This window comes from Mesorhizobium sp. WSM3868 (assembly GCF_002294785.1).
In the GTDB taxonomy this organism is placed as follows: domain Bacteria; phylum Pseudomonadota; class Alphaproteobacteria; order Rhizobiales; family Rhizobiaceae; genus Mesorhizobium.
Genome location: NZ_NSGB01000009.1, coordinates 19,833 through 33,778, shown reverse-complemented (window position 1 = coordinate 33,778; position 13,946 = coordinate 19,833). Strand labels below are relative to the sequence as shown.

13 protein-coding genes are annotated in these 13,946 nt (G+C 64.8%); 9 read left to right on the top strand and 4 right to left on the bottom strand.

What is annotated here, in order from left to right; translation table 11 throughout:
- Nucleotides 1-10: 10 nt before the first annotated feature.
- The 4 genes from CK221_RS16115 to erpA form a co-directional block, all read right to left on the bottom strand.
- Nucleotides 11-286, bottom strand: coding sequence for a hypothetical protein (locus tag CK221_RS16115; RefSeq protein ID WP_066999955.1), 276 nt, complete (start codon nucleotides 284-286; stop codon nucleotides 11-13).
- Nucleotides 287-365: 79 nt separating this feature from the next.
- Nucleotides 366-1,160, bottom strand: a complete 795-nt coding sequence (gene xth / locus CK221_RS16110) for an exodeoxyribonuclease III (RefSeq protein ID WP_067329529.1) — start codon at nucleotides 1,158-1,160, stop codon at nucleotides 366-368.
- A 7-nt stretch (nucleotides 1,161-1,167) separates the two neighbouring features.
- Nucleotides 1,168-1,560, bottom strand: coding sequence for a VOC family protein (locus CK221_RS16105; RefSeq protein ID WP_095778431.1), 393 nt, complete (start codon nucleotides 1,558-1,560; stop codon nucleotides 1,168-1,170).
- A gap of 9 nt (nucleotides 1,561-1,569) precedes the next feature.
- Nucleotides 1,570-1,917, bottom strand: coding sequence for an iron-sulfur cluster insertion protein ErpA (gene erpA / locus CK221_RS16100; RefSeq protein WP_095778430.1), 348 nt, complete (start codon nucleotides 1,915-1,917; stop codon nucleotides 1,570-1,572).
- Nucleotides 1,918-1,987: 70 nt separating this feature from the next.
- Between erpA and CK221_RS16095 the strand changes: the two genes are divergently transcribed.
- The 9 genes from CK221_RS16095 (at nucleotide 1,988) to tatC (ending at nucleotide 13,910) form a co-directional block, all read left to right on the top strand.
- Nucleotides 1,988-3,205 (top strand): deoxyguanosinetriphosphate triphosphohydrolase, encoded by a 1,218-nt coding sequence (locus tag CK221_RS16095; protein WP_095778429.1) that lies wholly within the window; start codon nucleotides 1,988-1,990, stop codon nucleotides 3,203-3,205.
- Between the two features lie 60 nt (nucleotides 3,206-3,265).
- The gene (argS, locus tag CK221_RS16090) at nucleotides 3,266-5,023 is read left to right on the top strand and encodes an arginine--tRNA ligase (protein ID WP_095778428.1); all 1,758 of its coding nucleotides are present in this window, start codon (nucleotides 3,266-3,268) and stop codon (nucleotides 5,021-5,023) included.
- A 103-nt stretch (nucleotides 5,024-5,126) separates the two neighbouring features.
- Nucleotides 5,127-8,960, top strand: coding sequence for an SPOR domain-containing protein (locus CK221_RS16085; protein WP_095778427.1), 3,834 nt, complete (start codon nucleotides 5,127-5,129; stop codon nucleotides 8,958-8,960).
- 232 nt (nucleotides 8,961-9,192) lie between these two features.
- The gene (gene nagZ, locus CK221_RS16080; RefSeq protein WP_095778426.1) at nucleotides 9,193-10,212 is read left to right on the top strand and encodes a beta-N-acetylhexosaminidase; all 1,020 of its coding nucleotides are present in this window, start codon (nucleotides 9,193-9,195) and stop codon (nucleotides 10,210-10,212) included.
- 63 nt (nucleotides 10,213-10,275) lie between these two features.
- Nucleotides 10,276-11,076, top strand: coding sequence for a ScpA family protein (locus CK221_RS16075; protein WP_067000872.1), 801 nt, complete (start codon nucleotides 10,276-10,278; stop codon nucleotides 11,074-11,076).
- Nucleotides 11,073-11,822 carry an SMC-Scp complex subunit ScpB gene (gene scpB / locus CK221_RS16070; RefSeq protein ID WP_066999981.1) on the top strand — a complete coding sequence of 250 codons (750 nt, stop codon included), beginning with the start codon at nucleotides 11,073-11,075 and terminating at the stop codon, nucleotides 11,820-11,822. The genes CK221_RS16075 and scpB overlap by 4 nt, the downstream gene beginning before the upstream one ends.
- A 179-nt stretch (nucleotides 11,823-12,001) precedes the next feature.
- Nucleotides 12,002-12,220, top strand: a complete 219-nt coding sequence (locus CK221_RS16065) for a twin-arginine translocase TatA/TatE family subunit (protein WP_066999984.1) — start codon at nucleotides 12,002-12,004, stop codon at nucleotides 12,218-12,220.
- Between the two features lie 83 nt (nucleotides 12,221-12,303).
- Nucleotides 12,304-13,047 (top strand): Sec-independent protein translocase protein TatB, encoded by a 744-nt coding sequence (gene tatB, locus CK221_RS16060; protein WP_095778425.1) that lies wholly within the window; start codon nucleotides 12,304-12,306, stop codon nucleotides 13,045-13,047.
- The gene (gene tatC / locus CK221_RS16055) at nucleotides 13,044-13,910 is read left to right on the top strand and encodes a twin-arginine translocase subunit TatC (RefSeq protein ID WP_095778424.1); all 867 of its coding nucleotides are present in this window, start codon (nucleotides 13,044-13,046) and stop codon (nucleotides 13,908-13,910) included. The genes tatB and tatC overlap by 4 nt, the downstream gene beginning before the upstream one ends.
- Nucleotides 13,911-13,946 lie beyond the last annotated feature (36 nt).

Below are 13,946 nucleotides of genomic sequence, written 5' to 3'. Positions count from 1 at the left end.
AGCTTCGGCTTCAATTTTCGGTAGGTTCCGTCGGCGCCGTGATTGAGGTCGGGTGCAGTTTCGGCGCCTGATTCTCGCCGGGGCAGTCGTCCTGGACCTTCGTCCAGGACGTGTTGTTGAGAACCATGTCGCAGCGGGCGAGGTGACTTTCGCCGGCAATGGTCAGGCAGGCCGTCTCACCGAGCTTGAACGATTTGCCGTTGGCAAGACACTCCGGCGCCGCGAGCGCCGGCGCGGCAAATGCCAGCGCAAGGCCGACCGGGCAAAGAACAAATCGGATCGCCATCGAACCCCGCAACAATCCCGCATCAGACACACGATTTGTGGCGACATCAGGGTTCGGCAAGAGTCCGCAAGCAGCGCCTTCAGGCCGGCTGCAAGCGCAGATCGATGGCCACCGGCACGTGGTCGGAAGGTTTTTCCCAGGCGCGGACGTGCTTTTCAACCGAGGCCGACGAGAAGCGGTTAGCGGCTTCGGGAGACAGCAACAGATGGTCGATGCGGATGCCGTTGTTCTTCTGCCAGGCGCCGGCCTGATAGTCCCAGAAAGTATAGACATCCGGCGAATCGGTCACGGCGCGCACGGCCTCCGTGAACCCGAGATTCTTCAGGCGCCGGAAGGCCTGCCGCGTCTGAGGCTGGAATAGCGCGTCACTGCGCCAGTTTTCGGGGAACCTGGCGTCGGCGGGCTCGGGGATGACGTTGTAGTCCCCGGCCAGCACCAGCGCTTCCTCGAGCCTCAGCCGCTCTTCCGCCCAGCGCTCTAGCCTCGCCATCCATGACAGCTTGTAGGAAAACTTCCGCTCGTCATCGACTGGGTTGCCGTTCGGCAGATAGAGGGAGGCGACCCGCAGCGCGCCCTTATCGGTCGAGAAGACGCCTTCGATGAAGCGCGCGTGGTCGTCGGCATCGTCGCCAGGCAAACCGCGATTGACCTCGTCGAAGGGCAGCTTCGACAGGAGAGCGACGCCGTTGAAGCTCTTTTGGCCGTTGGTCTCGACATTATAGCCCAGCGCCTCGATCTCGGCCCGCGGGAACTGGTCGTCGACGGTCTTGATCTCCTGCAGGCACACGATGTCCGGCGCGCTCTCGGTCAGCCAGTGGGTGAGGTTGCCGATGCGGGCGCGAACGCCGTTGATGTTCCAGGTGACGATCTTCATGCGGACCTCAATGTTCTTCCGGCGCAAGGCGCTCGACGAGGCCGATCGTATTGCCTGCCGGATCCTTTAGAAAGGCCATCCATTCGCTTTCCCCCGCCGGACCGAACCGGCCCTCGGTGTCGCGATGGACCAGCGCCGGCGACGCGGTGAAAGGAACACCGGCTGCTTTCGCCTCGGCATGGAAGGCCTCGAGGCCGGCAATATCGAGATAGACGGTGCCAGGGGGCACGCCGTCGCCAAAGAACAGCCGCACGCCGCCCGCGATGATGAAGGCGATGCCCGGCGGATCGTAGCGCGCATGCACGCTCATGCCGAGCACATCGTGCCAGAAAGCCAGCGTTCTATCGAGATCGCGCCCAGCCGACAGCGCGACCTGACGGACCGCGCCTACCGTGGGCATGGCGGCCCGCTAGACGGAGAAGCTGGTGCCGCAGCCACAGGAGGCGACAGCGTTCGGGTTTCGAATCTGGAAAGACTGACCCATAAGGTCATCGACGAAATCGATCACCGAGCCGCCCATATAGACCAGCGAGAGGTCGTCGATGAGGATCGTGGCGCCATCCTTCTCGATGGCTACGTCGTCGTCGTTGCGACTACCGACGAGATCGAACCTGTAGGAGAAGCCGGAGCAGCCGCCGCCTTCGACGGAAACGCGCAAGGCATTCTTGCCCGGCTCGCCGGCCAGAATCCTGGCGATCCGCTTCGCGGCCGCTTCGGTCATCTCGACCTTCATGGCAGTCTTGGCATCCGCGCCCATCGGCGTCACCTTGCTTTCGGTTTCCCATGATAGGTATGAAGCTGAGGGGGGCAAGTCAACTGGTGGGCGAATGGGCAAGGGTGCTCTCGGCGATATCGGTTTCGGCTACCGGCCGCGCGCCGTTTACGCGAGCGATCCGGCGCGCTCGCGCGGCCGCCTGTTCGATGAGCCGGAAAGCCCGACCCGGACGCCATTCCAGCGTGACCGCGACCGCATCATCCATTCCACCGCCTTCCGCCGGCTGAAGCACAAGACGCAGGTGTTCATTGCGCATGAGGGCGATCACTACCGCACCCGGCTGACGCATTCGATCGAGGTGGCGCAGATTGCCCGCGCCCTGGCACGCGCGCTGCGCGGCGACGAGGATCTGGCGGAGGCAGTGGCCTTGGTGCACGATTTCGGTCACACGCCTTTCGGCCATACCGGCGAGGAGGCGCTGAACGAAAAGATGGCCGGCTGGGGCGGCTTCGATCACAACGCGCAGTCGCTGCGCGTCGTCACCCGGCTCGAGCGGCGCTACGCCGAGTTCGACGGGTTGAACCTCAGCTGGGAGACGCTGGAAGGGCTGGTCAAGCATAACGGGCCGCTTACCAATGCAAGCGGGAAGGGGCTCAAGGGCGCCGTGCCGCAGGCGATCCGCGACTATTCCGCACTGCACGACCTCGAGCTCGACCGCTTCGCCGGCATCGAGGCGCAGTGTGCCGCGATCGCCGACGATATCGCCTACAACACGCATGACATCGACGACGGCCTGCGTGCCGGCCTGCTGACGCTGGACATGCTGGAAGACGTCGGCCTGCCGGGCTCGATCCTGAGTGGCGTGCGCGCCCGCTACCCGCAACTCGACGACGTTCGCACCGGCCACGAGCTGATGCGGCGGCAGATCACGCTGATGGTGGAGGATGTCATTGCTGCCGCTACCGACAATATCGAGCGCCTCAAGCCGGACAGCGCCGATGCGGTGAGGGCCGCGGGTGAGACGATGGTCACCTTCTCGGCCGAGATGGCGGCAGCCGAAAAGGAGCTGAAGGCCTTTCTCTACAAGCATCTCTACCGGCATGCCGAAGTGATGCGCGTGCGGGCGGATGCCGAGCAGATCGTCCGCGACCTGTTCGATGTCTATTTCGCCGACCCGCGCGCCATGCCGGACGGCTGGCGCGAAGGGCTCGACAGGGCGCAGGATCGCATCAAGGCGCGCAGCGTCGCCGATTTCCTGGCCGGAATGACCGACACCTATGCGCTCAAGGAGCACAGGCGATTGTTTGACCATACGCCGGATTTGGGCTAGGGCGAGCCACGTTTTTGTCGGCCAAGCAGCCGGTCCCTCTTAAAGCCCAGAGCATACCCGATGAATATCTTCGCCGATTTCAACGCGCGGATCGTAAGAGCCGTCGAAGCCCTTGATCTGAAGGACAAGGATGGCGGAGCGCTGGATCTGTCGCGCATCGCGGTCGAGCCGCCGCGCGACGCCAGTCATGGCGACCTTGCCACCAATGCGGCGATGGTGCTGGCAAAGCCCACCGGCCAGAACCCGCGCGCGCTGGCCGAGCAGCTGACCGCAGCGCTGCGCAGCGATGCCGACATCGCTTCCGCCGATGTTGCCGGCCCGGGCTTCGTCAATCTCCGGCTGAAGGACGGCTTCTGGCAGGCGCATTTGGCAGTGCTGCTCGGCGAGGGCCGCAACTATGGCCGCTCCAAGATCGGCGGCGGCCGCAAGGCCAACGTCGAGTATGTCTCGGCCAATCCGACCGGCCCGATGCATGTCGGCCATTGCCGGGGCGCCGTCGTCGGCGACACTTTAGCCAACCTGATGGCCTTCGCCGGCTACGATGTGACCAAGGAATATGTCATCAACGATGCCGGCTCGCAGATCGACGTGCTTGGACGCTCGACCATGCTGCGCTATCGCGAGGCGCTCGGCGAAGCCGTCGGCGAGATTCCGCCAGGCCTTTATCCAGGCGACTATCTGATACCCGTCGGGCAGGCGCTGGCCGAACAGTTCGGCCTCGGCCTGCTGGAGATGCCGGAAGACGAAGCGCTGGCGATCGTCAAGGATCGCACGGTCGACGCGATGATGGCGATGATCCGCGAGGATCTGGCGCTGCTCAATGTTCATCATGACGTGTTCTTCTCCGAACGCACGCTGCATGCCGACAACGCCAAGAAGATCCGCGCCGCAATCGCCGACCTGACGCTGAAGGGTCATATCTACAAAGGCAAGCTGCCGCCGCCGAAAGGCGAGAAGCCGGACGACTGGGAAGACCGCGAGCAGACGCTGTTCCGGTCGACCGCGGTCGGCGACGACATGGACCGGGCGCTGGTGAAGTCGGAAGGCTCTTTCACCTATTTCGCCGCGGACGTCGCCTATCTCAAGGACAAGGTCGAGCGCGGCTTCGTCGATCTCATCTATGTGCTCGGCGCCGACCATGGCGGTTACGTCAAGCGGCTCGAAGCGCTGGCTCGAGCGGTCGCCGGCGACACGGTCAAGCTCACGGTCCTGCTCTGCCAACTGGTGAAGCTGTTCCGCGACGGCGAGCCGGTCCGCATGTCGAAGCGGTCAGGGGATTTCGTCACGCTGCGCGACGTGGTGGAGGAGGTCGGCCGCGACCCGATCCGCTTCATGATGCTCTACCGCAAGAATGATGCGCCGCTCGATTTCGACTTCGCCAAGGTCACCGAGCAGTCCAAGGACAATCCGGTGTTCTACGTGCAATACGCTTCGGCGCGCTGCCACTCGGTGTTCCGGCAGGCGAGCGAGCAATTGGGCGAAGCGAATTTCGACCGCGACCGGCTTGTGGCCTCGGTTGCGTCGCTGACGGACGAGGGCGAAATCGGCCTGATCCGGAAACTCGCTGAATATCCACGGCTAATCGAATCCGCGGCGCTTGCGCTGGAGCCGCACCGGCTGGCATTCTACCTCTACGATCTGGCGTCGAGCTTCCACGCACACTGGAATCGGGGCACCGACAACCCAGACTTACGTTTTGTTAAGGTTAACGACCCACAATTGACGTATGCCAGACTGGGGCTGGTGCAGGCTGTTTCGGATGTTTTGACCTCCGGCCTGACGCTGATAGGAGCTGATGCGCCTACCGAAATGCGTTAGGTTTGACTAAAAAGCCTGTCACCTTTTGCCCACATTGCGCTGGTAAGGGCCAACCCTGCGCGACGTCCATGGCGTCCGACTGTGTGCGAGTTCGGGAACAATAATGGCAGACAGAACCCAGCTGAAAGTAGCCGCAAGCAATCACATCGCCGACGACGATCCGTTCGCCGAACTGACCCGCATCATGGGTTTCGATCCGCGTCAACCGGTCAGGCCGCAGTCGCCGGCGGCCGCAAAGGCTGCGCCCGCGAACCAGGCTGCCGATGGGGCCGACTTCGACATCGACCTCGAAAAGGAGCTGATGGGCGACTTCGACATTGCCGAGGAAAGCGAGCCGGCGGCGCAGCAGCCTGCCCAGGCTGCGCCGGCTTACTGGGCTGCCACTCTCAGCGACGACGAGCTCGCCGCTTCTCTCGAACGGGATTTCGTCTTTGACGATGCGGCGGATCACGCCCATTTTGCCACGCCCGCTGTTGCTACGCCCCCTGCGCCGGAGCCGGCCGCGGACACGGCGTTCGACGATGATTTCGACAAGGCGGTCGCGCGTTCGTTGGAAGTCTCGCCCGTGCAGGACGACCTTTCCGTCGACCAGGAAATGGCGGCCTCCCTGGATGAGGGCTTCTGGATCGACGACCAGCCTGACACGGACGAGAGCGCCGCCGCGGCCGCCGAGCCTGCGGCTGTCGAGCCTGCTGTCCTTGAGCCTGCGGACGAGACGGCGTTCGACGCCGATTTCGACACTGCGGTCCAGATGTCGCTCGAGGACGAGTTGGCCTTCGATGACCGTGATATCGAGCAGCCCGAAGGCGCCGACGTGCAGCCGATCGAGGCTCACGCCGCTGTCGACCAGCCCATCGCCGCTGAAGACTACGAGAGTGGGTCCGATCAGGCCGAATTCGTTCAGTCCGCATTTGATCAGGCCCATCTCGATCAGGCCCATTTCGATCAGGCCCAATTTGAGCAGTCGACGGCTGATATCGCCATGGATATCGATCAGCCGCAGCACCTGATCCTGGAACAGGAACTGTCGGTCGACGACGAGCCATCGCCGGCCCTCGAGGCGCCTGTCGAGGCCGAGCATTTCGCCGCCGATCCCGAGCCCGCCTTCGATCCCCAACCCGATCACGGAGCTGTAGCCGATCAGGTCTTCGAAGACGATTTCGAGCTCAGCTTCCGTGACGCGCTTGCCGAGGAGCCGGAAGGCCCGGCTGTCGATCCTGAACCGGTCGCCGGTCACGAGGCTGCGGCTGAAGAGGTCTTCGGAGACGATTTCGAACTCAATTTCGACAACGTGCCGTCTGGGGAATCGGAAGCGCCGGCTGCCGAGCCCGTCGCCGCGGCGGAGCCGTCAATCGCGGAGCCTGCTCCTTCTGTATCGGCACCGGTTCCGCCGGTTGCGGCAGTCGAGCCGGCTAAGCCGGCCGCAGGCGAGCGCAGCCTGGAAGACGAACTCAATGCGCTGCTTGGCGCCATGACCGCGCGGCCGATCCCGGCGCCGGTCCCGGTTGCTCCCGTTCCGGCCGCCGCACCGGCACCGCGGTCGGTCGTTCAGCCGGCTGGCCACACCGACCAGAAGGCTGGCGTGGCCGATGAGCTCGATTGGGATCTCGACGCACGCAACGAGCCCGCCTACGGCACGCAGACCGCCCAGTCCGCCGATGCCGATCTCGATAGGCTGCTCGCCGGCGAACTCGACCGGCAGGGCTTCGAAGGCGCGGCTTCCGAACAGGATGCCGAACCCAGCATAGATTTCGATGACGAGGCTTTCGACGCCGCCTTCGCCAAGGGCATCGAGATGGACGCGCCGGTCGCGCCTGCCGAACCGCCAAAGTCGTGGAGCCGCGTGACCCCGGTCGCAGCGCCGGTGCACGCCTCTTATGCCACGCAGCCTGCGGCTACGGCGCCGCAAACCGCGGCCCCTGCCTACGAACCGGTGAAGGATTATTCCGCATACGCCAAGCCGGCGCCGCAGATGCTGACGCCTGCCTATCGTGCGGAGCCGGCGAAGGACTATGCCGGTTACGCCACGCCGGCCCCGGCGCCGCAGATGTCGGCGCCTGCCGATCGTGAGGAGCCGGCGAAGGACTATGCCGGTTACGCCACGCCGGCCCCGGCGCCGCAGATGTCGGCGCCTGCCTATCGTGAGGAGCCGGCGAGGGACTATTCCGCTTACACCAAGCCAGCCGCGGCGTCGCAGTCTCGCCAGCAGGAGGAAATGCCCGATGTCGAGACGGTCGACGTGCCGGAGCGCGTGGTGGCGTTGGCCGACGACCTCGACATTCCGGAGCTCAGCTTCGAGGAGGATCAGCCTGCGGCGCCTGCCTATGACGATCTCGATGCCGAGTTTGCCGGCCTGCTTAGCGAGATGAACGCAACCGAGATCGCTCAGGCGCCTGTGCAGAGCCGAGGCTATGAGGACGACTCCCACAATGCCGGATTCAAGACCGGCTACGACCGCCGCGAGTTGCGCGCCGAGACGGCCGCTGCACCGGCGACCCTGTCCCATTCCGCAGCTGCAAGCCAACTCGATGCAGACGATTTGCCCGGCAGCCGGCCGGTCTCGCAGGCGGACGACTTCGCCGTCGACGAGCTTGACTACGATCCTGAGCTCGACGAGGCGATGACTGTGCCCGGCTTTGCCGAGCGCGAAGCCGCGAAGCCGCGAAGCCGTGGCATGATGCTTGCCGCGCTCGTCGGCGCCGTTGTGGTCGCGGGCGGTCTCGGCGCTCTCGCCTTCTCCTTTGGCGGCAAGGGCGGCAGCGAAGCGCCCGTGATCGTGAAGGCGGACAATTCGCCGATCAAGGTCAAGCCGCAAAACCCGGGCGGCACCGTGGTGCCGAACCAGGACAACAAGGTCTATGACGCCGTGGCCAAGGGTGGGGCGGCCAAGCCCGCCGAACCGGCGCAGCAGAAACTGGTGACCAACACCGAGGAACCTATCGACGTGGCGTCGAAGGAACCGCCGCAGAGCCGGATCGTCGACCTTTCGCCTGACGACACCGACGCCGCACCTGGCACCAACTCAGCCGGCAATGCGGCCGCGGCAGCGCCCGCGCCGGACACGGCAGCTCCGGCCGCAGCCGCGCCGGCACCGGCCGAAGCCGCGCCGGCTCCGGAGGCCGCAGCGCCGGCACCGGACGCAGCAGCGCCGGCTCCCGACGCAGCAGCGCCAGCGCCGGCTGACGCCCAGGCCGCCGCCCCCGCAACCCCACAGCAGGCCGCTCCGGCGCCGAAATCGGAAGACCGCATCGCCCAGGTTCTGCAGGAGGCAGACAAGGGGACCAACAACGATGTCGTCGCCGTGGCGCCGCGCAAGGTGAAGACCATGATGGTGAAGCCTGACGGCTCGCTAGTTCCGCGCGACGACCCGGCTCCCGCGCCGCAGGTCGCGGCAACCGAACCGACCGATCCGGCGCCGCAGCACGTCGCTTCCGCCGGGCAGGGCGATGCCCAGCCGACAGGCGCCGTCACGCCGGCAACCGATCAGGCTGCCGACCAGGGCGGTGATGACCAAAGCGCTGCCGCCGCGGTGAAGCCAGCCGCCGCGGCGAAGACCGAAGCCAGGGTCCAGTCCGCCAACACGCCGGCGAAGGTGCCGGTGGCGCCGCCGCGTCCGTCCGATCAGCCGGTCGATATCGTGGGCGAGGTCAAGCCCGACCAGGTCGCCTCCATCGATCCGGCGGCGGCAGGCGGCGGCTCGTGGTCGATGCAGATCGCTTCGCAGCCGACGGTTGAAAGCGCCCAGTCCACCTACCAGGACCTGCAGCGCCGTTACGGCAGCGTGCTTGCCGGACGCACAGCCAACATCGTCAAGGCGCAGATCGCCGGCAAGGGCACTTTCTACCGCGTCCGGGTTCCGGCCCAGTCGCGCAACGACGCGATCAATCTGTGCACCAACTACAAGGCGGCCGGCGGCACCTGCTTCGTGTCGCGCTGATCATCTAGCACCGTTCAGAGCCGGCGCCGCCGCGAGGCCGCGCCGGCTTTTTCGTTGTGGACGGCTATCGGCATTCATGCGGCAGCGGTCAGGGTCAGTCCCTTTGCTTTCGCAAATCTTAGGGCGGTTCAGCGCCGGCAGAAACGCAGAACCGCATAACTCCTTGTTTTTGCGCAATTCCGGGCGCAAAACGGTTACACATTGTTCCTGGAATTGCTCTAAGCTTCGATTCATGACCGAATCAAAATCCATGATCCTCGGCTGTGCCGGGAAATCCCTCACCGAAGATGAAATCCGCTTCTACGGCGACGAACGTCCTTGGGGCTTCATCCTGTTCGCGCGCAATGTCGGCGAGACCGAGCAGATCCGCGACCTGGTCGCCTCGATGCGCGAGAGCGTCGGACGCCCGGATGCCCCTGTCTTCATCGACCAGGAGGGCGGCAGGGTACAGCGCCTGCGGCCGCCGCTGGCGCCGAACTATCCTGCAGGCGGAGCGCTCGGCGCGCTTTGGCGCGACGATCGCGAGGCCGGCCGCCGCGCCGCGTGGCTGCTCGCGCGGCTTCACGCCTTCGATTTGCTGCGCCACGGCATCACCGCCGACTGCCTGCCGGTGCTCGACGTGCCCATTGCGGGCGCCAGCGATGTCATCGGCGCGCGCGCCTATGGTATGGAACCAAATGCCGTGATCGAGCTTGGCCGGGCTTCGGCCGAGGGCCTGATGTCGGGTGGCGTCCTGCCGGTCATGAAGCATATTCCCGGCCACGGCCGCGCCTTTGCCGATACGCATTTCGCGCTGCCGACGGTCGACACGCCGCTCGCCGAGTTGCGGCAACATGATTTCGCCCCGTTCAAGGCGCTCAACCACCTGCCGATGGCGATGACGGCGCATGTCGTCTACAGCGCGATCGACCCGGACAATCCGGCGACGACCTCGGCCAAGGTCGTCAACGAGGTGATCCGTGGCGAGATCGGCTTCGAAGGGCTCCTGATGAGCGACGACACCTCGATGAAGGCACTTTCTGGGGATTTCCCGACAAAGGCGGCCGCGATCCTTGCGGCGGGCTGCGATCTCGTCCTTCACTGCAACGGCGTTTTCGAGGAAATGTCGGGGATCGTGTCGCGTACGACGGTGCTCGAAGGCAAGTCCTTGGCGAGAGCGGAGCGGGCGCTGGCCTATATAAAGGACCGCGACGTCGCGGACGAAAGCACCATACGCGCGGAATTCGCCACCTATTTCGACGCGGTGGCCTGAACCGAAGGGAAAGCAAGGCAAGTGGCGGAAACATTGGACAGCAAGGCCGCGAAGGCCGCACCGATGGACCGTCTGTGGGCCGAGAACGACGAGTCACGTCTGACCGGCGATCCGTCGCTCGTGGTCGATGTCGCCGGCTTCGAGGGCCCGCTCGATCTTCTGCTGCATCTGGCGCGCAACCAGAAGGTCGATCTCGCCCGCATCTCGATCCTGGCGCTCGCCGAGCAATATCTGGCCTTCATCGAGAAGGTGAGGGCGCTGAGATTGGAGCTCGCGGCCGACTATCTGGTCATGGCGGCATGGCTTGCCTTCCTCAAGTCGAAGCTGTTGATCCCGAAACAGCCGGGCGAAGAGGGCGAGAGCGGCGAGGAACTGGCAGCGGTGCTGCAATTCCGGCTGAAGCGGCTGGAGGCGATGCGTGATGCCGCTGCGCGGCTGGTCAACCGCAACCGGCTCGGGCGCGACGTCTTCGCGCGCGGCATGCCGGAAATGGTGATCGTCGAGAAGCGCAATGCCTATTCGGCCTCGCTCTACGATCTGCTGACCGCCTATGCGCAGCAGCGCCAGCGGCAGGCGATCAGCAACGTGACGATCGCCAGGCGCGCCGTATGGTCGCTGAAGGACGCACGCGACGTGCTGGCACGGCTGGTCGGAACGATTGGCGACTGGACGGCGCTCGACAGCTTCCTGATCCAGTATCTGGCGGCGCCGGAAGAAAGGCGCACGGCAGTCGCCAGTTCGTTCGCCGCGACGCTCGAAATGGTGCGCGAGGGCAAGCTGGAAGTGCGGCAGGATCAGGTCTTCGCGCCGATCTATCTGCGCGGCCGCGCACAAGGGGTCAAGGCAGTCGAGGTGGCATCATGAGTGAACGGGCCAACGCTTCGGTCATCCCGTTCAAGGTCGAACCGGAAGCCGAGATGGCCGAGCAGGGTTCTATCGAGAACCCCGCCGAGCGGCTGCAATTGTCGGAAGCAGTCCGCATGGCCGAGGCGATCATCTTCGCCAGTGCCGAGCCGGTCAGTGAAAGGCAACTGGCGGCGCGCCTGCCCGAGGGCGTCAACATCGCGGCGGCAATGGCCGATCTGCAGGAAATCTACGCCAAGCGCGGGGTCAACCTGGTGCGGGTCGGCGACGCCTGGGCGTTCCGCACCGCCGGCGACCTGGCTTTCCTGATGAGCCGGGACTCGGTCCAGCAGAGAAAGCTTTCGCGCGCGGCGCTCGAAGTGCTGGCGATCATCGCCTATCATCAGCCGGTCACCCGCGCCGAGATCGAGGATATCAGGGGGGTCGAGACCTCGAAGGGCACGCTGGACACGCTGCTGGAGACGGAGTGGGTCAGGATGCGCGGCCGGCGCCGCACGCCCGGCCGTCCCGTGACCTACGGCACGACCGACGCTTTCCTCGATCACTTCGCGCTGGAGGAGATCCGCGACCTGCCCGGCATGGAAGAGCTGAAGGGCGCCGGATTGCTCTCGACGCGCATGCCGTCCAATTTCTCGATGCCTGTGCCGCCGGCCGATCCGGACGCGCTGGCCGAGGACGAGGATGCGCTGACCGATATCGACCTCGAGGAGCTCGGATTGCTCACGCCGCGCGTCACCGAAGAGTGAGTGCGAAACCGATACGAATGGTCTATTAGCAGGGGCTGCGCGGATTCGTAGCAAGGCGCTCACGCTGAAAGTGCGTGACATCCGCTAGCCATTTTACCAACTTCATTGCGGTTGTGTTTGAATCCCCGAGCGAAAACGCATAGATCATCGCCGAGGGAAAACATTCGAGAGAGATTGTTATGGGTTCACTATCGATATGGCACTGGCTGATCGTTCTGGTCATCGTGCTGCTCCTGTTCGGCCGCGGCAAGCTGCCGGAGCTGATGGGCGACATGGCCAAGGGCATCAAGAGCTTCAAGAAGGGCATGGCTGAGGACGATACCGACGACAAGCGGACCGTCGAGCACCGCGCCGACGAGACCGTATCGCCGGGCAAGGAAAAGGTCAGCAAGAGCTGAGTCCGGTTGTTGCTTTGAGCATGTCGTTGTCCCAGAACCCTTTCGTGTTTTTGGGCGACAGGCTCTCGTTGGAATAGATTGCCATGTTCGAAGTCGGCTGGAGCGAGCTGCTGGTGATCGCGGTCGTCATGATCGTGGTCGTCGGGCCGAAGGATTTGCCCAACATGCTGCGCACGTTTGGCCGCACCGCGGCCAAATTGCGCGCCATGGCGGGCGACTTCCAGAAGCAGTTCAACGACGCCCTGAAGGAAGCCGAGCTTGACGATGTCAAGGACTCGGTCGACAGCCTTCGTGGGCTCAGCCCGATGAACGAAATCCGCAAGCAGCTCAATCCGTTCGAGCAGGCGGCGGCCGACGTTCGGGCCGGCGTCGATACGATGATGAAGCCCAAGCCGGCTTCCGATCGGGCGCCCTCGGATGCAACGACCCCGCAGCCTGCCGAGCCGCTGAAGAACGGCGCGACGGAAATCCCGGGCATCAACGGAACCGACGTCGCCCCGGCTGTGCCGATGTCCCCGCCAGCTGCGCCGATCTCCCCGGCCTTGAATGAGGCCTCCGTGACCACGCCCATTGCGGAGACCGCCGGGTCCGCCCAGCCGGCGAAAAAAGTGGCCGCGTCGAAGACGAAAGCCGCCGGTGCAGCGGCGAAAGCCGCATCGGCCAAGGCTCCGGCGCCTAAAGCCCCGGCAAAATCTGCGCCGGCGCCCGCAAAGGCCGCAGCGCCTGCTAAGAAGGCGGCACCCAAGGTTGAGGCCAACCCCGCGGCGAAGAAGCCGGCCGTGAAAAAGGCCGCCGATGCCAAGAAGACGGCAGGAGCCGCCAAGTGAGCGTCTCGGACAAGGAGAGGGAAGAGATCGAGAAATCCTCGGCGCCGCTGATCGAGCACCTTGTCGAGCTGCGCCGGCGGCTGATCTGGTCGCTGGGCGGCTTCTTCATCGCCTTCCTCGCCTGCTTCTTCTTCGCCAAGCGCCTGTTCAACCTTCTGGTCGTCCCGTTCAAATGGGCGACGCAATGGGCTGGGCTCGACCCGCACAAGGTCGAGCTGATCTACACGGCGCCGCAGGAGTTCTTCTTCACCCAGGTGAAGCTCGCCATGTTCGGCGGCATGGTCATCGCTTTCCCGCTGATCGCCACGCAGATCTATAAATTCATCGCGCCGGGTCTCTACAAGAACGAACGCAGCGCCTTCCTGCCGTTCCTGATTGCGTCGCCCATCCTGTTCCTGATGGGCGCCTCGCTGGTCTATTTCTTCTTCACCCCGATGGTGATGTGGTTCTTCCTCGCCATGCAGCAGGTCGGCACCAACGACCAGGTGCAGATCTCCTTGCTGCCGAAAGTGTCGGAATATCTCAGCCTGATCATGACGCTGATCTTCTCCTTCGGCCTGGTGTTCCAGCTGCCGGTGGTGACCAGCCTGCTGACGCGCGTAGGCCTTCTGTCGTCGCAGGCGCTGGCCGAGAAGCGCAAATGGGCGATCGTCATTGCCTTCGTCGTCGCCGCGGTGTTGACCCCGCCCGATCCGATGAGCCAGATCGGCCTCGCTCTTCCGACCATCGTGCTCTACGAGGTCGCGATCTTCACTTCGCGCCTGATCGAGCGCAGCCGGGAGCGCGACCGGCTGGCGCGCGACAGGCAGGAAGAGGCAGGCAGCGCTGTCGCCGGAAAGACGCCGGACGCGCCGTCAACCTAGCGCTAAAACCTGGTCCCAGGCCTGAAAAACACGGCT